Raw genomic sequence first — 17,526 nt, 5'->3', positions numbered from 1 at the left:
CTGATTTACCGTTATGATCTGTATAACTCCAGACGTAAGAACAAGGCTAGTCTTGTGAACCAGCCTTGTCGCCACCTTTATTCATCTTGCAAGCCAAATCTTATTTCGAAGGAACTGTAATTTCGCCCTTAATAATTTTTTGCTTGTATTGTTCTACGAGATCAAGCACGTCTTTAGGAACGTTTTTACTGGATGTATCTGCCAAGCCAATTCCGTTATCTTTCAGAGCCAGCGTTTCGATTCCGCCCTTAAATTTACCGTCGATAACTTCCTTGGATACGCGTTTTACGGCTTCATCCACACGTTTGACCATTGAAGTCAACGTTACGTCATCACCAAACTCAAGCGATTGGTCTTTATCTACACCGATAACCCATACTTGCTGACCTTGTTGCTTCCGTGCGAGCGCTTCGTTAAATACGCCTGTACCTGATCCGCCAGCTGCGTGAAAAATAATGTCCGCACCGCTGTTGTAGATCGTTGCAGCAGCTGCTTTACCCAGATCCGGCTTATCAAACGCACCTGTGTAGTTTACTTCCAATTTTGCATTTGGATTTACTGCTTTAATACCCGCTTCGAAGCCTTTTTCAAAACGTTTGATCAGCGGGCTATCTTGTCCACCCACAAAACCGATTTTGTTTGTTTTGGTGAGTTTACCAGCTACAACCCCCACCAGGAAGGAACCTTCATTTTCAGCAAAAACAACCGATTTTACATTAGGCACATCTACGACACTGTCGATGATCGCCAGATTTTTGTCCGGGTTGTCTTTCGCTACTTGTCCAATCGCATTTGCCAGATTAAAACCAATACCCCAAGTCAGGTTAAAACCACCCTTAACAAATTGGTTCAGGTTAGGAATATAATCTTGATCCGATTTACTTTGCAGGTATTTAGCCTTGGTACCTGTTTCTTTTTCAATGGCTTGCAATGCTTCCCATGCAGATTGGTTAAACGATTTGTCATTTACGCCACCTACATCTGTAACCATGCCAATTTGGACATTCGATGTTTTGGCAGAACCACCTGTATCTCCGCCGCTTGCGTTGGACGCGCCTTGATTTTTGCTACCGCAGCCTGCGAGAATGACCGAGATCGCTAGCAGCATAACCAAAGACATACTGAACATTTTCTTCATGCTGATACTGTTCCCCCTTAGTGTTAGATCCCTGGACTGTCTCTTTTTTCTGAAAATGGACACGTCGTCATACATGCCATTTACTGTCGAGACAGATCCTATAGAAGACTTACTTTAGAGATTATACAATTATGATCGCCTAAAATCCAGATGATTAATAACCTTGGGTCAATTTTTTTTGAAAATTGATTAATGTAAGCGCTACACCTATTGAAAAATCCATACATTCTGTCATCATGCGTCATGTTTATTCGTATTTTGAATGATTTGAACTTTTTTCATTTCGTTAAGTATGTACAAAAAAAGGCATCCCTACACAGCATACTGCTCGGGATACCTTTTCAACCACTTTCGCGGTTTCAACGTCTTCATTTCAATAATTAAGCGTTGATTTTGCCTTTAGCAACAGTTGCCAAAGAGTTGAACGCATTGATATCGTTGACTGCAAGATCAGCCAGGATTTTGCGGTTAATGTCCACACCAGCCAATTTCAGGCCGTGCATCAGTTTGCTGTAAGACAAACCGTTCAAACGAGCTGCTGCATTGATACGCACGATCCACAGTCTGCGGAAGTTACGTTTCGTCTGACGACGGTCACGGTATGCGTAAACAAGCGATTTCATTACCTGCTCGTTAGCTGTTTTAAAAATGCGGTGTTTGGAACCAAAATAACCTTTAGCAAGCTTCAATACTTTTTTATGACGACGACGAACGACGAATCCGCCCTTTACTCTTGCCATATCAAAAGACCTCCCAAATAATGTTTATGCTTAATTCATTGCCGTGCTGTGTGCTATTTCAGGTTAGCAAGACCTTGTTTCAGACGCTTAACGTCCCCAGGTGCCATCTCAGGGTTAGTACCCAGAACGCGTTTTGCACGTTTGGATTTGTGGGAAAGCAAGTGGTTTTTGTAAGCTTTGTAACGCATTACTTTACCAGTACCGGTAATCTTGAAGCGGCCTTTAAGGCTACTATGTGTTTTCATTTTAGGCATTGAACTTCCTCCTTAATTTGTCATTGACTCTTTGGAGCCAATATCATAATCATGCTGCGTCCTTCGAGCTTGGGTTGGCGCTCCACGGTACAAAGATCAGCAACTTCCACTTTCACACGCTCGAGAATTTTTTGACCCACATTAGCATGGGTAATTTCCCGACCGCGGAAACGAACGGAGCATTTCACCTTGTCCCCTTCATTCAGGAACTTAACCACATTGCGAAACTTGGTCTGGTAGTCATGCTCCTCGATGTTGGAACGGAACCATACCTCTTTGATGTCAACGATCTTCTGGTTTTTACGGGCTTCCTTTTCCTTCTTCTGTTGCTCATAGCGGAATTTTCCGTAATCCATAATCCGACACACGGGCGGCTTCGCTTGAGGCGCCACGTTCACGAGATCCAAGTTTGCGTCAATCGCCATTTGCAGAGCTTCACGAGTCGGTGTAATCCCGATTTGTTCCCCGTTAGCACCAACCAGACGTACTTCTCTCACTCGAATCTCATCATTGATCATATGTTCCTTACTAATAACCCTCCACCTCCAGAACCTGTTATTGTTGTATTGTGTTAAAGCACAAAAAAGGGATGACGACTATGCAGCCGACATCCCTGTCTGATACTCAATTCATCATGAAAGTTAAATTCACAAATCATTGGATCAAGACCAGCCGGCAATACCGGACAGGTGAGAAGTCGGACCTTCTACTTATAATCCATACTTTTCAATTAACATACTCGAACATCTTATCACGCAACTCATCAGAGTGTCAACACATTTATTCAAAGCAGTTGCCACTTAGGAGCTGCGATACACTCATGTCCTTCTGCACTTAGCCCTGCTTACTTTGAACTTCTTCCAGCCTAACGACACGCGTATGCTGGGTGTGGCTCCATTGCTTGTTGTTTTGCGTGAAGAACGCATAGAACGTAATCGGATACCACGAAATCAGATAGACAGGGAACAGCAGCAAATAAAGATACACTTTTTTGAACGTGACCTTCTCCAGAATCATCGCAATCACAAAGGTTGAAATGTTCAACCCAACTGCTATAACACCGGTCCAGGCCGGAAATTGCACATAGATATTTTCAATGTTAGGTCCCCCGAAGAACGCAATATCCACCCACATCGCTGCTGTCATCAAGAAAGTAAACAGTACGATATACACATTCAGACCATAGAGAGCCATATCGAATTTAATCAGACTTCTATGCTTGATGCTCTGCCACATCAGTGGGAAGAAATAACGGCGAGCGACTGTAAAGTGACCCTGCATCCAGCGCAGACGTTGTCTGGAGGAAGCTTTAAAAGTCAACGGCTTCTCGTCATATACCTTGGCATCATAATTGAATCTTGGATATACATTGCGTTGCGTACAGCGCATGGTAAACTCCAGATCCTCTACCAGACTCGTCGCGCCCCAGCCCATTTCCTTGAGCAGGTTCGTTTCAAAACACATGCCTGTACCACCAAGGAAGTTAGCCATGTTCAGGTTGTGACGTGACAGCTGCCACAGACGGTTGATGTACCAGTAAGATACTCCGTATGCCGCAGTAATCCATGAATCCTCAGGATTCTTCGTATCAATGTACCCCTGGATAACACGGGCACCTGTGCACAAGTCGTTGTTCATTTCACTTAAGAAATTCGTATGTGCCAAATTGTCAGCATCGAACATGACAATCGCATCATATTGACGTGGCAATGCCCACAATTCCTTGAGCATCCACTCAATGGCGTAGCCTTTACCACGCAAATTCGGATTCGTACGTTCACAAGCATTCATGCCGTGTGCGCGAACGATATCCGCCGTCTTGTCCGTACAGTTATCACAAATAACGAATACATCGTACAGTTCCTTAGGATAATCAAGCTGCTTCAAGTTCTCCATCAATGCTCCAACAACCTGTTCCTCGTTGTGGGCAGCGACCAAAATGGCAAATGATTTTTCCGGAGCCGCATGCTCTTTTCTTTTTTTGCGAACCAGACCGAACAAGGAGAATCCAAACTGATAGACCGCGATCAGCGCCAGAATAATCTGGAGCGTCACAAAAATGGCGTCTAACATAATCTCTTGTTACCCCCTTTTTATACCCCTTAAAAATCTTGCGTTTGTTTGTTTTCTATCTCTGTAGCGCAAGTTGCGGCGTTTTGGGCGCCTTTTTTTGTAGTTTTTGACCCGACCCTTGCTTTTCTCATTGACTGTGCGCAGTCCCCTTTTGGCTGACACAGGAACGCCATTACGATTTTCGTTGGTTTTCAATCTTTTGTCAAAGCCTATAAACCGTTCTCAGCAGCAAAAAAACACGACAAACTCCCGTTTGAACCAGGAATACGACGCTGATCCTTTCATACATGACGGTAGGTCTTATTTTCATCCATTTGCTAACTTTTTATTTCTTTAGTCCCTCCTTATTTGTGGTCCATTTAACAGCCACTTCTAAATACTCTATCGTATTAGACGAATGAACGCAAAGAAAGTTATACAATTCAACTTATACTCCATTAACATTTTTCTGTAGAATTGAACCAGATAAGTTGTAATTCTTGAAATGAGCAGCGTTTAAAAATATGATGAGAGTAAGAGAATAATGACTTATCACCTGATTCTGTCCAAGTGATTCAAAATATTTGCCGACCAACCCGGCACGGCAACCGGAGGAAACCAAATGCAACGTCTAGTCGTAAAACTTGTAAATTTGGAGCAGCAGTTGTTCAAATGGATCAACGGACGCTTACACAATCGTTTTTTGAACTTCTGGCTTTATTATCTTACACATCTGGGGGGAGCGACCTTTACAATCACCTCTACACTGCTTGTATGGCTGCTCGCTCCGCTTCCATGGAAGGAATCCGGTATGAAGGGGGCCATCGCGCTTGGAGTCAGCCACATCCCTGTAGCCATCGCCAAAAAGCTGTACCCGCGGATTCGTCCGTACCTGGCACTGCCAGATACGAATACGTTCCGTAATCCCTTGTCCGATCATTCTTTTCCTTCCGGGCATACAACCGCTATTTTTTCAGTAACCGTTCCTTTTATGCTACAGTCCCCCATGCTAATACTGCTATTGCTGCCCGTCGCGCTGATTGTGGGTTTTTCCCGAATTTACCTGGGGCTCCACTATCCTACGGACGTACTCGCAGGGGCGGTCATCGGCACATCAGCAGCAATAGGAACGGTTGCATTCTGGCCTTAAAGCCGATATGGTATGATTGAGAACATCCCAGCAGGAACAGGTGAAATGAGAGTGGCTAAAAAACGAGTGTTATTATTATCGGAAGGTTTCGGTGCCGGACATACTCAAGCTGCGTACGCGCTCTCAAGCAGCTTGCGCAAGCTTTCTCCGAATGTGCAGACCAGAGTGCTGGAATTAGGGAGCTTTTTGAATCCGAGAATGGCTCCACTCATTATTACAGCGTATAAGAAGACTGTCATATCGCAGCCTCGCCTGATCGGAATGGTTTACCGTCATCAGTATAAAAAATCATTAAACCGTCTTACAACGCTCGCTTTGCACCGTCTGTTCTACACACAGACCCGAAACATTCTTCGGCAGCTTCGTCCTGATTTGGTGGTATGCACTCATCCCATCCCAAGTGCAGTGATTTCACGTTTGAAGCGCTTGGGTGTACATGTTCCACTCTGTACCGTCATTACAGACTACGATGCTCATGGAACGTGGATCAGTCCCGAGGTGGATCGGTACTTTGTTTCTACGCCTGAAGTCATGCGTAAGCTGCGCACACGCGGAGTGCCTATGTCGAAAATTCAAGTAACGGGTATTCCGGTTCATCCGAATTTCTGGGAACATCCGGGGCACGACGAAATACGGGACCAATTCGGTCTTAAGCCGATTCCCACCGTACTCGTTATGGGCGGCGGCTGGGGTCTGATGAACGACGAAGTCATCCATCGCTCGCTTACACACTGGAGAGAAAACATTCAATTTATTTTTTGTCTGGGTCATAATGATAAAATTCGTCGTAAAATGCAGCTGGATTCCCTCTTCAATCATCCGAACATTCAAATTTTCGGATTTACGCGGGAAATCGACAAATTAATGGAGGTATCGAATCTGCTCATTACCAAGCCCGGCGGAATGACATGCACCGAGGGGCTGGCAAAAGGGATTCCGATGTTGTTTCACAAACCTCTCCCCGGACAGGAAGAAGAAAATTGTCAATACTTTACGGCTCAAGGCTTCGGAGAACCGATTACTTCGCTGGATGTTGTCGTTAAATGGATGAACCGGCTGTTACACGAATTTCCGGAAATCGTTCGCAAGCGACAGGATCACGTTCATAATGTAGCGCGATATTATCCTCTTCAGAGTGCACAGAGTATTTTGGATATACTGGAACCAAACAGGGTGCTTTCCTAAAAAGGAAGCACCCTGTTTTTTTATTTATTTCCCATACTTCTCAAGACGCATTTTTTCATACTCTTCCAATGCATATTTGCCAATCAACACCTCGACACGATGGATGTTCATGCCTTTGCCCATAAATTTATGCTCATACTCAGTCATGACATGCTCTTCGTTGATACCATCACGATGAAGGTTCAATGATATGTTCGTCATTTGCAGACCACTATCAGCAAACGAATTCAGCGAGAACTCAAACAGCGTCTCTGAATCGGTTTTGAAATGAATTTGCCCCTTGCTATTTAAAAGTTGCCGGTACTTGTCCAAAAAGCGCGGATGCGTCAAGCGACGACGCGCATGCTTGGCTTTAGGCCACGGATCGCTAAAATTTAAATAAATGCGTTCAATTTCCCCAGGTTCAAAAACATTTTCAATCTGTTCAATGTTCGCCAGCGCCAATTTGATATTAGGCGGCGTATCCACCTCTGTATCACTCCAGGCCAGTCGCGACTTTTCCGCTGCGCGACGCACCAGTTCATCATACATATCAAAGCCAATATAGTTGATTTCCGGATTCCGATAGCTCATTTGACTGATGAACCGACCTTTGCCCATACCGAATTCCACATGAATCGGACGATCATTGCCAAAAAGTTGCTGCCACTTTCCTTTATACTGTCCCGGCTCCAAGATCACCAGGTCCTGTTGCTCTTCCAGACTTTCCCGTATTCCTTTTCTTCCGCGTAAACGCATGTTACTCCTCCATATACTCTGTTATCAAGGAAAAAGGAATCTCACCCCCGCTTGAAGATACGGAAATGAAATTCCTTTTTCAATATATTTGGATTGGGGTCCAACTAATTTAATTGTTCATAGTCTACCCCATCAGCAGGTAAAAAATCAATTGTCTTTTGGCAAGCGGCTCTGATTTTTTGACGTGCGGCCGTTCCAATCTGGCGGTCTTGCCCAAAACGGACACCAGTCAGCGCCAGTGCCTCGTCAAAGGTTAACTCAACAGTAACTTTATCCATACGCGTTTTGTCCTGCGTATTCATAAAAGATCACCTCACGGGTTATTAGTGATGGAACCGACGTGCATTTACCCTAAAGCAGGCGATAGAAGCAGCATAGCTGCCCTGAAAAATAATCATTAGCCGATGGTTAACTTTTATTTTCAGGATCGAAAACAGTCCTTTTATAGTATGTCTGGTACCGCTTACAATATAACACATGGTGTAACCTTTTTCAATCCTCAATCCAATAAAATCCGCACTTTCTCTTGCCTTTCGCTCTCAAGTGATTCCCAATTCCGACTGATTTTTGTTACAATAGGGTGATCGCAAAAAAAAGGAGTACACCCATGAAAACAGATTTGTTGCCTGCTTCTATCCTGTGGGGAGATAAACGGTTCCATACGTGGAATTACGAAATGCGCGAGCAATTTCAAAATAAAGTGTTCAAAGTCATGCTGGATGCAGGCTTTACCTGTCCGAACCGGGATGGTTCCATTGCCAAAGGAGGCTGCACCTTTTGCAGCGCACGGGGATCTGGTGACTTTGCCGGACGCCGTCGGGACGATCTCGTCACCCAATTCAATACGATTCGGGACCGTCAGCATCTAAAATGGCCAAACGCCCAATATATCGGCTATTTTCAAGCCTATACGAATACGTATGCCCCGGTTGAGGAGCTGCGCGAATACTTCGAGGTCATTCTGGAGCAGCCCGGTGTTGTCGGTCTGTCTATCGCTACGCGTCCCGATTGCCTGCCTGACGATGTCGTAGATTACCTTGCCGAGCTAAACGAGCGCACATACCTGTGGATCGAAATGGGCCTGCAAACCGTCCATGAATCCACCTCGGAGCTGATTAACCGCGCCCATGACACTCAATGCTATCTGGATGCGGTGGAAAAGCTGCGCAAGCGCAATATCCGTGTGTGCGCACACATTATTTACGGACTGCCGCAGGAAACACATGAAATGATGCTGGACACAGGTCGTGCAGTGGCGGCTATGGATGTACAGGGCATCAAAATCCACCTGCTGCATCTCATGCGCAAAACGCCGATGGTCAAGCAGTATGAAGCCGGATTGCTTCGCTTTCTGGAAAAGGATGAATACGTCAAGCTGATCGTCGATACGCTGGAATTTTTGCCGCCCGAAATGATCGTTCATCGGTTGACCGGGGATGCACCACGCGATTTGCTGCTGGGACCCATGTGGTCGCTCAAAAAATGGGAAGTGCTTAACGCTATTGACGATGAGCTAAAATCACGTGAAACGTGGCAAGGCAAGTATTGGAGGCAGCCTTAAATGGGCTTCCTGTCTGTACTGAGCTATGCTCATCAATTGGTAGCTGCGCGAGTCCAGCCGGGCGATGCGGCTATAGATGCCACAGTCGGCACCGGAGCGGATACGCTGTTCCTGGCTAAGGCTGCCGGAAGACGGGGACGTGTCTATGGCTTCGATATCCAGCAGGAGGCGTTGCAGCTCGCTCGTCGTCGGCTGGACGAAGACGAATCCCCCTCACTGGCGGAGGTATCGCTATTACTGCAAGGTCATGAGCAGATGCGGGAAGCCGTTCCCGACAAGCTGCATGGCAAAGTAGCCGCGGTCATGTTTAACCTCGGCTACTTGCCCTCCGAAGGCGCTGATCCATCTGTTATTACGCATACCGACAGTACACTCGCCGCTCTTGATGCGGCACTGTATCTGCTGCAACCACGCGGTATTCTGACAGCCGTACTGTATCCGGGGCACGCCGGAGGCGGCGAGGAAGCCGAAGCTGTCCTTCAATGGGCCTCCGCCCTCCCGGTATCCAGTGGTCAAAGCATTATTTACCGCCAATTACAACGAGCTACTTCGCCTTACGTAGTGGCGGTTGAAAAGAAATAATGTCGCATATTCAGGTTATGAGCGGCTTTTTTAGCCGCCTTACATATATCTTTTTTGAGCGTCGTACGGGCTATTCACCCCAGTTTTATTGCCCCAGCGGCATGTTTCTGGTCGCACTCATTACTCATTATGGAGGAGAGAAATTATGCTAAAGCCATACCCGCTGCAATTTCAACCTGAGTTCAAAGAGAGAGTTTGGGGAGGACGAGCCTTGGAGCAATTCGGTTTAACCCCGCCGGAAGGGCATATTGGGGAAGGATGGATGATTGCCGATCATCCAAATGGAACCACAATGGTCATCAATGGCGAGCTGGCTGGCAAGGGGCTGGATGAAATTCGCGAAACCTACGGGCAGGACTGGCTCGGGGCCAAGGGCGTATCGGAAAAAGGCGGACGTTTTCCGCTTCTGATCAAGCTGCTGGATTGCAATGACGATCTGTCCGTGCAAGTGCATCCGACAGATGATTATGCAGGACTTCCAGCCGGAGAGCTGGGAAAAACCGAAATGTGGTATGTGCTTGATGCCAAACCGGATGCCAAAATTATTTACGGTTTGACCGAGGGCGTGACTCGGGACAGCCTGCGTACCGCTCTTGAGAGCGGAGACATCCTGGGCAGCTTGCGTCAGGTTCCTGTTGAGGCAGGCGACACATTCTTCATCCCTGCTGGAACCGTACATGCGTTGTGTGCAGGCGTTGTTGTTGCTGAAATTCAGCAAAATTCAGATACCACCTATCGGTTATATGACTACAACCGTCCTGGTCTGGATGGCAAGCCCCGTGAGCTGCATATCGAGGATTCCCTCAATGTGACCTCTTACGAGGGGGCTGGTGCAACAACAATGAAGACAGGCGGTCTACAGCCGGGTGAATGGCTTCAACTCGCAGCCTGTGATTATTTTGTCGTGGAAAAGGGTATCGTAGAGGGAAGCTGGGCGCTTTCCACAACCGATGACAGCTTTACCATTCTCGTGATTTGCGAAGGCAGTGGTACATTAACGTGGGACAATCATTCATCGTCTCTGTCCTGCAAAGCTGGAGATTGCTTCCTGCTCCCCGCTAATCTGGGTGGTTACACGCTGAATGACGGAATGACTGTCCTTAGATCTTATCTTCCTTAAAGCTTAAAGGGTGTGTTGTCTAACTTATGCTGGAATATACCTTCACCATCGCTGAAAATGACGGAACGGATCTTTTTGTCTACCGTTGGCTACCGGATCAGCATACGCCCGTGCGGGGAATCGTTCAGATTTCGCACGGGATGTGCGAGACATCCTACCGCTATACTGGCTTGGCTGAGAAGCTTACAGCTTCTGGCTATGGTGTATATGCCAACGATCATATCGGCCACGGACGTACCGCCGGTGATTCTGATAAGCTTGGCATGCCAGGGGCGAATGCATTCCAACGAATGGCAAGCGGTATGCTGGATCTGGGCGAAATTGCGGCCAAGGAGTTTCCGGATCAGCCTCGTTTTTTGCTCGGTCACAGTATGGGATCCTTTTTAACTCAGAAAATCATGTATGATGATAAGCAGCAGTATCACGGGTTTATTTTATCGGGAACGAACGGGCGGCGTGGTCTGCTGAAACTTGGAGAACAAGTTGCCCTGATGCAAGCCAAACTGCAAGGAATGGATCACCGCAGCATACTGCTCAACGCTATGGTCTTCGGCGGGTTTAATCGAGCCTTTCGTCCGGTGCGTACAGCGTTTGACTGGTTATCCCGCGATCCCGATGAAGTAGACCAATTCGTGCATGATCCGTTATGTGGTGCCATCTGCACGACAGGCTTTTTCCTTGATTTTTTCCGGCTTTTACAGGAAATTCATTGGCCCTCCTCACTCGAAAAAATCAATCCCAAGCTGCCAATTTATATTTTTGCTGGGGATCGTGATCCGGTGGGGTTGTTCGGTAAGGGTGTTCTATCGCTGGTGGATATGTACAGAAGTTTGAAGATTCAGGATGTAGAATATCGTCTCTATCCTGACGGCCGACATGAGATGCTGCATGAAACGAACCGCAACGAGGTCATGACCGATATCGTGGATTGGCTGGATTGTCATGTCAACACAGCAGCGACCTCCGTTTCTGTTATGTCTGGAGGCTCTGAAACATCCGGTTAATCCGCATTGTCCAGGTCCTCCTCGCTGGAATAAAAAAGGGAACCTTCAAAACCACGATTACAGTGGACTTGAGGGTTCCTTTTATTACCATGCATTCCGTTCTCTTAGAGAAGTAATATGAGCTATATTGATCACCCCCCAGTGAACGCAACACAACCACCCACCGTTCATGCAGCCCTTCCAGCAATCGCAGAGAAGGCTCCAGCGGAAGCTCCCTTGCATCCGGTATTTCGGCCCAACGCCCCTCATCATATGGATTAATCGTGGGTGTATCCTCTGTTAGCGCCAGCTTGAAGCGAATATAACCGTTCATATGACTGTCTGCCAAATGATGGACAACCTGCCTAACCGTCCAGCCTCCTTCGCGATAAGGCGTGTTCAACTGTTGCTCGTCCAGCCCTTCGACCGCCTGACGAAGCTGAGAAGGCAGTTCAGCAATATCTTGAGTCCATGCCACAAGCTGTTCTTCTGTAATCATATCCGGAACGACAAATGGCCCAATCGGGTAGCGCAAATCATGATCCAAAACAGTCCCCCACCCTTCTTTCGCATCTGAGTACCTACTACCTGTAATCTTATGTTATAACGATGCAGGAAAAAAAGCAGACCCACAAGAGCCTGCTTCTTCATAGACGTAAAAATTTATTACATCTGTTAATTTATTTTATCCTTCCAGCAACAGCGATTCCGGATCTTCCAGCAATTCTTTGACCGTTACCAGGAAGCGAACCGCTTCGCTACCATCAATAATCCGGTGATCGTAGGACAACGCGATATACATCATCGGACGATTTTCCATACGTTCCTCGTCAATGGCAATCGGGCGAAGCTGGATTTTATGCATTCCCAAAATACCCACTTGCGGTGTATTCAGGATCGGCGTAGACAGCAGGGAACCGAAAATACCTCCATTGGTAATGGTAAAGGTTCCACCTTGCAGATCTGCCAAAGAAAGCGAATTGGAACGTGCTTTGCCAGCCAAATCTGCAATGCTCTTCTCGATTTCGGCAAAGCCGAGACGATCAGCATCCCGTACAACGGGTACGACCAGCCCTTCCTTCGCAGATACAGCAATCCCGATATCATAGTATTTTTTCAGTACGATATCATCGCCGTTAATTTCCGCATTTACAGTAGGGAAACGCTTGAGCGCACCGACCACTGCCTTCGTAAAGAAGGACATAAAGCCCAGCCCAACATCGTGCTTCTCCTTGAACTTATCTTTGCGGCGTTTGCGAACATCAAGGATTGCGGTCATATCCACTTCATTAAAGGTTGTAAGCATAGCGGCCGTTTGCTGTGCCTCAACGAGACGTTTGGCAATGGTCGCTCTGCGGCGGGACATGCGCTGACGTTCTACCGGCTTGCTGTACTCTGTCTGAGATGGAGATGCAGCAGGCTTATTCGCAGCGGGAGAAGCAGGTGCAGGTGATACAGCACGCGAAGCATCGACGCTGTTCGCATGCGTTTTAACGTCCTCCTGGAATACGCGTCCCAATGGGTCCTTCCCCTGTACCTGCTCCAGATCAATTCCGCGCTCACGCGCCAGCTTCCGGGCAGAGGGAGATGCCATCTGACCGTTGCCGTCACCATTGGATGTAACAGGCTGTGCAGCCTGTTCCGCCGCTGACTTGCCACCGCCTGCTGTGGAAGCAGGCGAAGCGGCTACACGCGTTGCCTCCAGCGCTTGGGTCGCTGCTGCTTCTCCGGCACTGGATGATCCTGCGCTAACGCTCCCACTGCCGCTTCCGATTAAGCCTACAGCTTCACCAATAACCACCGTTTCCCCTTCCTGACGAAGGATTTTCTGGACTACACCAGCTTCCTCTGCGCTAATTTCCAGATTGACCTTATCGGTTTCCAGCTCCAGTAGAACATCTCCCTGCCCTACGGAATCCCCTTCCTTCACAAGCCATTTGGAGATTGATCCTTCCGTGATGGATTCTCCCATTGCCGGCACTAAAATATCGCTCACAGCCGCTACCTCCCAAGTGTAATATTGTTTTTGGAATCCTGCTTCAACGCTGATTGAATAATTCGCTGCTGCTCTAGGCTGTGTACTTGCTGATAACCGCTCGCTGGACTGGAACGATCCGGTCTGCCCGCATAGCGGATTTCCGCTCCTTGCGGCACAACATTCCGCAGACGAGGCTCAATGTAACTCCAGGCACCCATGTTTTTCGGCTCTTCCTGTGCCCATACGAATTCCTTAACATGCTGGAAGCGGCTGAAAATATTCCGAATTTCCTCTTCCGGGAAAGGATACAACTGCTCAACACGAATAATGCGCAAACGGTCCTCCGCTTCATCCTTGTTCTTCTCCAACGCTTCTTCCAGATCAATGGCAATCTTGCCACTGCACAGTACAATCCGTTCTACACGATCCGGGCGTGCACCCAATCCGGGCTGCTCCAGCACGGGACGGAATGTTCCTTCGCTGAACTCGGAAACAGGCGAAGCGACACGATTGTTACGAATGAGACTCTTCGGTGACATCATCACAAGCGGACGAGCTTCCTCACTCTCGCTTAATGCAGCCTGACGGCGCAGCAGATGGAAATACTGCGAGGCACTGCTCAAGTTAGCGACAGTCCAGTTATTTTGTGCAGACAGTTGGAGGAATCGTTCCAGACGTGCGCTTGTATGCTCCGGTCCTTGCCCTTCACTACCATGCGGCAACAGCATTACCAGACTGGATTTCTGTCTCCATTTGGCGCGGCCAGCGGAAATGAACTGATCGAAAATAACCTGCGCACAGTTGGCAAAATCACCGAATTGCGCTTCCCAAATCACTAACGTTTCAGGAGAGTACACGTTATAGCCATACTCAAAGCCAAGGACAGACGCCTCAGACAACGGGCTGTTATGAATACTGAACGAAGCACGTGCTTCCGGCAATGTGTGCAAAGGACAATGCGTATTGCCCGTTTCAGGCTCATGCAACACGAGGTTACGGTGAGCAAACGTTGCCCGCTCCGCATCCTGACCCGTCATACGGATCGGTTTGCCATCTGCCAGAATCGTAGCCAGAGCCAGCGTTTCCGCCAAGCTCCAATCCACCTTTTCACCTTCGTTCAGAGCCGTTTTTCTACGCTGTAAAATACGATCCAGCTTCGGATATACCTGGAAGGCTTTTGGCCATTTCAGCAGGTTTTCATTAATCTGACGCAGCTTTTTCAACTCTACAGCCGTACGAACCACAGAATCCTGACCCCGTTTTGCCTTGGAAGGAGCAATTGCAGGCTCCTCTTCCGGGTTATTCTTCACATGCTCATGCGCTTCCTTAAGTCGATTTTGTACCTTTTCGATAAGTCCAGTATTAAACGCTTCATCCACGATTCCTTGCTTAATCAATTTTTGAGCGTACAATTTGCTAACCGTTGGATGGTTTTTCACCTTGCTGTATACCAGCGGTTGCGTTGTTTCTGGATCATCGGATTCATTATGACCATAACGACGATAGCCGATCAGATCAATCAGGAAATCCTTCTTGAAACGGTTGCGGTATTCGCCTGCCATTCGAGCTGCTGCAATACACGCCTCAGGATTATCCGCGTTCACGTGTACGATCGGAATTTCATAGCCTTTGGCCAGATCGCTTGCATAGCGGGTCGAACGTGAATCCACGCTTTCCGTTGTAAAGCCCAGACGATTGTTAACAATAATATGAACCGAGCCGCCATTACGGAAGCCGCGCAAATTCGTGAAATTGAGTGATTCGGCCACAATGCCTTCACCTGGAAAAGCTGCATCGCCATGCATGATAATCGTTGCCGCCTTGCTGACATCCAGCTTCGGATAGCCTGCTTCACTGCGATCCTCCTGCGCTGCGCGGGAAAAGCCCTGCACGACCGGGTTCACGTATTCCAGATGACTCGGGTTATTCGCCAATGTCAGACGGGCCTGTACCGCTTCCCCATCCTTTACAAAACGATTGGCACCCAGATGATATTTTACATCTCCGGTCCAGCCATAATTAATCCCTGTCGAGCCTTCCGACGGAATCATATCCTTATTCGGAGAATGATGAAATTCAGAGAAAATCTTGCTGTAAGGCTTGCCCAGTACATGGGCCAGTACATTCAGACGACCACGATGCGCCATCCCCATCAGCACGTGGCTCGCACCTGCATTCGTCGTAAGACGGATAATCTCGTCGAGTACGGGTACAAGGACATCATTACCTTCGATGGAAAAACGTTTCTGTCCGACAAACGTTTTATGCAAAAACTCTTCGAACTGCTCCACCTCTACCAACCTGCCTAGCAACGCCTTGCGTTCCTGTGTGGTGAGTGGTTTGGAGGACCAGCCGGATTCAGCATAGCCGTTCAGCCAGCGGCGTTCCTCCTCGTTATGAATGTGACTAAATTCATAGGCAATCGGGCCTGTGTATGCTACACGTAAGCGTTGGATAGCCTCCCAGCCGTTAAGTGTTCCAGCAGGAGCGTTATCCCATATTAAAGAGGCCGGAAAAGCCTTTAGGTCCTGTTCAGTTAAACCGTAGGATGCCGGATCAAGCAAGCGTGTATCCTGCTCGGCATCCAGTCCCAGCGGGTCTATTTGTGCAGCCAAATGTCCGTATTCACGGATGTTCCACACCATTTTCCCGGCTGTAACCGCTTTCTGTAATGTGTTCGAATCAAGATGTCCCTGAGCGCTTGCCGGGGGGCCTTGCAATTTGTAGTCTATCATGGAAGCAGCCGAGTATTCGGATTGCGGCGGCTCACCCCATTGATCAAACAGCTCGCGGTAAGCCGGATCAACTGTTCCGGGGTCCGCTACATACTTTTCATACTGGTCCTGCACATAACCTAAATTAGGTCCATAATAACTCTGCCAAGGTACCTGTCTGCTGCTCTCTTCCATTGTCATCTCGTTCCCTCCGTCAAATTTTGAAATTCATAGCTGGACGGAAATCATTTTCATTTCAGTTTTCGCAAAATTCTCAATTTAAGTTGTTCACAATATGCTCACATTATATGAAATCCTTCGTCAAAAGTCGAATTTCACAGTTCCTATCCTTCCTCCATTGTATAAACTTTTCCGTCAATGAGCATTTCCTTTTTCTCAACATACCAATGCGTAAATTAGATCAATCGGGTTATTTGGTATGAAAACAAGCGCCAGAGGCGGGTTTGTCCCCCAGCCTTGGCGCTTTTATCGTACAAATCATAGTATGAGGAACCGAATTGGGCAGTTTGCAGACGACTGTACATTCCACCCGCCGCCATTTGAATTAGAATCGGAGTACCTATCATATGTCCTTCACATCCATTTATCTAAAAATCACGTAATTGATCAAAAAGCTCAAACAACTGATCTCTGTCAACCAGAGTATTCCTTGACTCACCAAGCTGCTGCTCCACTTGATCCAACCCGGCACGTCGATCCATTTTGTATTCCGTCACCAGCGATTTTAATGTTGCATTCACTGTATTGATGTCCATTTGTTCATCCAGTGCTCGTACAGTCGCCCGCATTTTTTATACAGTTGGGCGGCTTTTTTGGCATTGGCTACTGTGATCTGCTCGCGTCCACGGAATGGGGCTGGCAGTTGGACCCGATTGGCCTGAGAACGGTTTTGAAAGAATTGTATGATCGTTATCAATTGCCTTTGTTTGTGGTAGAAAATGGGCTGGGAGCCAAGGATACTGTCGAAGAATACGGCTCCATTATAGATGATTACCGGATTGACTATTTCAGACAGCATATTGAACAACTAAAAGAAGCTATCCTGGATGGCGTTGAGGTGATGGGCTATACCAGTTGGGGAGCAATTGATATCATCAGTACATCCACTTCAGAAATGTCCAAACGCTACGGATTTATTTATGTGGATCAGGACGACGAAGACCACGGAACCCTTAACCGCAAAAAGAAGAAAAGCTTCGACTGGTATAAAAAAGTAATCGCCACAAATGGCGAGGATTTAGCCTAATTTAGATTAGAGACTGCCCCCCATTTGTGAGTCATGAATCAAACACCTGGCAAGTTAACCAGCC

18 protein-coding genes and 1 pseudogene are annotated in these 17,526 nt (G+C 47.5%); 7 read left to right on the top strand and 12 right to left on the bottom strand.

The window, feature by feature from the left end; genetic code table 11:
* Window positions 1-100: 100 nt before the first annotated feature.
* The 5 genes from ACIFO6_RS12360 to ACIFO6_RS12340 form a co-directional block, all read right to left on the bottom strand.
* Complete coding sequence (locus ACIFO6_RS12360) at window positions 101-1,138, bottom strand: BMP family lipoprotein (RefSeq protein WP_430040939.1); 1,038 nt, start codon at window positions 1,136-1,138, stop codon at window positions 101-103.
* 380 nt (window positions 1,139-1,518) lie between these two features.
* Window positions 1,519-1,878 (bottom strand): 50S ribosomal protein L20, encoded by a 360-nt coding sequence (gene rplT, locus ACIFO6_RS12355; RefSeq protein WP_007429517.1) that lies wholly within the window; start codon window positions 1,876-1,878, stop codon window positions 1,519-1,521.
* A gap of 53 nt (window positions 1,879-1,931) precedes the next feature.
* The gene (gene rpmI / locus ACIFO6_RS12350) at window positions 1,932-2,132 is read right to left on the bottom strand and encodes a 50S ribosomal protein L35 (RefSeq protein ID WP_013309379.1); all 201 of its coding nucleotides are present in this window, start codon (window positions 2,130-2,132) and stop codon (window positions 1,932-1,934) included.
* Window positions 2,133-2,152: 20 nt separating this feature from the next.
* Window positions 2,153-2,650: a translation initiation factor IF-3 gene (gene infC, locus ACIFO6_RS12345; RefSeq protein ID WP_014280557.1), complete on the bottom strand. Its 498-nt coding sequence runs from the start codon at window positions 2,648-2,650 to the stop codon at window positions 2,153-2,155.
* 316 nt (window positions 2,651-2,966) lie between these two features.
* Complete coding sequence (locus ACIFO6_RS12340) at window positions 2,967-4,205, bottom strand: glycosyltransferase family 2 protein (RefSeq protein WP_430040938.1); 1,239 nt, start codon at window positions 4,203-4,205, stop codon at window positions 2,967-2,969.
* A 601-nt stretch (window positions 4,206-4,806) separates the two neighbouring features.
* Here ACIFO6_RS12340 and ACIFO6_RS12335 point away from each other — a divergent pair.
* Both ACIFO6_RS12335 and ACIFO6_RS12330 read left to right on the top strand, forming a co-directional pair.
* A complete protein-coding gene (locus ACIFO6_RS12335) occupies window positions 4,807-5,334 on the top strand; it encodes a phosphatase PAP2 family protein (protein ID WP_283655212.1) in 528 nt (175 codons plus the stop codon).
* A gap of 51 nt (window positions 5,335-5,385) precedes the next feature.
* Window positions 5,386-6,519, top strand: a complete 1,134-nt coding sequence (locus tag ACIFO6_RS12330) for an MGDG synthase family glycosyltransferase (protein WP_430041036.1) — start codon at window positions 5,386-5,388, stop codon at window positions 6,517-6,519.
* A gap of 24 nt (window positions 6,520-6,543) precedes the next feature.
* Here the strand turns inward: ACIFO6_RS12330 and trmB are convergent, their stop codons facing one another.
* Both trmB and ACIFO6_RS12320 read right to left on the bottom strand, forming a co-directional pair.
* On the bottom strand, window positions 6,544-7,257 hold the full coding sequence (gene trmB, locus ACIFO6_RS12325; RefSeq protein WP_430040937.1) for a tRNA (guanosine(46)-N7)-methyltransferase TrmB: 714 nt from the start codon (window positions 7,255-7,257) through the stop codon (window positions 6,544-6,546).
* Between the two features lie 104 nt (window positions 7,258-7,361).
* Window positions 7,362-7,559, bottom strand: coding sequence for a hypothetical protein (locus tag ACIFO6_RS12320; RefSeq protein WP_430040936.1), 198 nt, complete (start codon window positions 7,557-7,559; stop codon window positions 7,362-7,364).
* 305 nt (window positions 7,560-7,864) lie between these two features.
* Between ACIFO6_RS12320 and ACIFO6_RS12315 the strand changes: the two genes are divergently transcribed.
* The 4 genes from ACIFO6_RS12315 to ACIFO6_RS12300 all read left to right on the top strand — a co-directional run bounded on the left by ACIFO6_RS12315 (window position 7,865) and on the right by ACIFO6_RS12300 (window position 11,524).
* A complete protein-coding gene (locus tag ACIFO6_RS12315; protein WP_430040935.1) occupies window positions 7,865-8,818 on the top strand; it encodes a TIGR01212 family radical SAM protein in 954 nt (317 codons plus the stop codon).
* Window positions 8,819-9,400, top strand: coding sequence for a class I SAM-dependent methyltransferase (locus ACIFO6_RS12310; protein WP_430040934.1), 582 nt, complete (start codon window positions 8,819-8,821; stop codon window positions 9,398-9,400).
* A gap of 145 nt (window positions 9,401-9,545) precedes the next feature.
* Window positions 9,546-10,520 carry a type I phosphomannose isomerase catalytic subunit gene (locus ACIFO6_RS12305; RefSeq protein WP_430040933.1) on the top strand — a complete coding sequence of 325 codons (975 nt, stop codon included), beginning with the start codon at window positions 9,546-9,548 and terminating at the stop codon, window positions 10,518-10,520.
* Window positions 10,521-10,546: 26 nt separating this feature from the next.
* The gene (locus ACIFO6_RS12300; RefSeq protein WP_430040932.1) at window positions 10,547-11,524 is read left to right on the top strand and encodes an alpha/beta fold hydrolase; all 978 of its coding nucleotides are present in this window, start codon (window positions 10,547-10,549) and stop codon (window positions 11,522-11,524) included.
* Here the strand turns inward: ACIFO6_RS12300 and ACIFO6_RS12295 are convergent.
* From ACIFO6_RS12295 to ACIFO6_RS12275, 5 genes are all read right to left on the bottom strand, one after another.
* On the bottom strand, window positions 11,493-12,050 hold the full coding sequence (locus ACIFO6_RS12295; protein ID WP_430040931.1) for a YfiT family bacillithiol transferase: 558 nt from the start codon (window positions 12,048-12,050) through the stop codon (window positions 11,493-11,495). The two genes, ACIFO6_RS12300 and ACIFO6_RS12295, sit on opposite strands and share 32 nt — an antisense overlap.
* A gap of 138 nt (window positions 12,051-12,188) precedes the next feature.
* Window positions 12,189-13,499 carry a 2-oxoglutarate dehydrogenase complex dihydrolipoyllysine-residue succinyltransferase gene (odhB, locus tag ACIFO6_RS12290; RefSeq protein ID WP_430040930.1) on the bottom strand — a complete coding sequence of 437 codons (1,311 nt, stop codon included), beginning with the start codon at window positions 13,497-13,499 and terminating at the stop codon, window positions 12,189-12,191.
* A gap of 5 nt (window positions 13,500-13,504) precedes the next feature.
* A complete protein-coding gene (locus ACIFO6_RS12285) occupies window positions 13,505-16,396 on the bottom strand; it encodes a 2-oxoglutarate dehydrogenase E1 component (protein WP_430040929.1) in 2,892 nt (963 codons plus the stop codon).
* Window positions 16,397-16,611: 215 nt separating this feature from the next.
* Entirely contained in the window at window positions 16,612-16,782 is a 171-nt protein-coding gene (locus ACIFO6_RS12280) for a hypothetical protein (RefSeq protein ID WP_430040928.1), read from the bottom strand.
* Between the two features lie 21 nt (window positions 16,783-16,803).
* A complete protein-coding gene (locus ACIFO6_RS12275; RefSeq protein ID WP_430040927.1) occupies window positions 16,804-16,971 on the bottom strand; it encodes a hypothetical protein in 168 nt (55 codons plus the stop codon).
* A gap of 80 nt (window positions 16,972-17,051) precedes the next feature.
* Here ACIFO6_RS12275 and ACIFO6_RS12270 point away from each other — a divergent pair.
* Window positions 17,052-17,462 (top strand): annotated as a pseudogene (locus ACIFO6_RS12270) (family 1 glycosylhydrolase); the annotation flags it as partial.
* Window positions 17,463-17,526 lie beyond the last annotated feature (64 nt).

The organism is Paenibacillus sp. NRS-1781 (assembly GCF_050467745.1).
GTDB classification, from domain to species: domain Bacteria; phylum Bacillota; class Bacilli; order Paenibacillales; family Paenibacillaceae; genus Paenibacillus; species Paenibacillus terrae_A.
The sequence above is the reverse complement of the archived record's forward strand: the minus strand, read 5'-3'. Positions and strand labels throughout refer to the sequence as shown.

Excerpts from the sequence above, each read along its gene's own strand:
- ACIFO6_RS12360 (WP_430040939.1), bottom strand. The coding sequence starts at position 1,138 with ATGAAGAAAATGTTCAGTATGTCTTTGGTTATGCTGCTAGCGATCTCG.
- rplT (WP_007429517.1), bottom strand. The coding sequence starts at position 1,878 with ATGGCAAGAGTAAAGGGCGGATTCGTCGTTCGTCGTCGTCATAAAAAA.
- rpmI (WP_013309379.1), bottom strand. The coding sequence starts at position 2,132 with ATGCCTAAAATGAAAACACATAGTAGCCTTAAAGGCCGCTTCAAGATT.
- infC (WP_014280557.1), bottom strand. The coding sequence starts at position 2,650 with ATGATCAATGATGAGATTCGAGTGAGAGAAGTACGTCTGGTTGGTGCT.
- ACIFO6_RS12340 (WP_430040938.1), bottom strand. The coding sequence starts at position 4,205 with ATGTTAGACGCCATTTTTGTGACGCTCCAGATTATTCTGGCGCTGATC.
- ACIFO6_RS12335 (WP_283655212.1), top strand. The coding sequence starts at position 4,807 with ATGCAACGTCTAGTCGTAAAACTTGTAAATTTGGAGCAGCAGTTGTTC.
- trmB (WP_430040937.1), bottom strand. The coding sequence starts at position 7,257 with ATGCGTTTACGCGGAAGAAAAGGAATACGGGAAAGTCTGGAAGAGCAA.
- ACIFO6_RS12320 (WP_430040936.1), bottom strand. The coding sequence starts at position 7,559 with ATGAATACGCAGGACAAAACGCGTATGGATAAAGTTACTGTTGAGTTA.
- ACIFO6_RS12315 (WP_430040935.1), top strand. The coding sequence starts at position 7,865 with ATGAAAACAGATTTGTTGCCTGCTTCTATCCTGTGGGGAGATAAACGG.
- ACIFO6_RS12310 (WP_430040934.1), top strand. The coding sequence starts at position 8,819 with ATGGGCTTCCTGTCTGTACTGAGCTATGCTCATCAATTGGTAGCTGCG.
- ACIFO6_RS12305 (WP_430040933.1), top strand. The coding sequence starts at position 9,546 with ATGCTAAAGCCATACCCGCTGCAATTTCAACCTGAGTTCAAAGAGAGA.
- ACIFO6_RS12300 (WP_430040932.1), top strand. The coding sequence starts at position 10,547 with ATGCTGGAATATACCTTCACCATCGCTGAAAATGACGGAACGGATCTT.
- ACIFO6_RS12285 (WP_430040929.1), bottom strand. The coding sequence starts at position 16,396 with ATGACAATGGAAGAGAGCAGCAGACAGGTACCTTGGCAGAGTTATTAT.
- ACIFO6_RS12280 (WP_430040928.1), bottom strand. The coding sequence starts at position 16,782 with ATGATAGGTACTCCGATTCTAATTCAAATGGCGGCGGGTGGAATGTAC.
- ACIFO6_RS12275 (WP_430040927.1), bottom strand. The coding sequence starts at position 16,971 with ATGGACATCAATACAGTGAATGCAACATTAAAATCGCTGGTGACGGAA.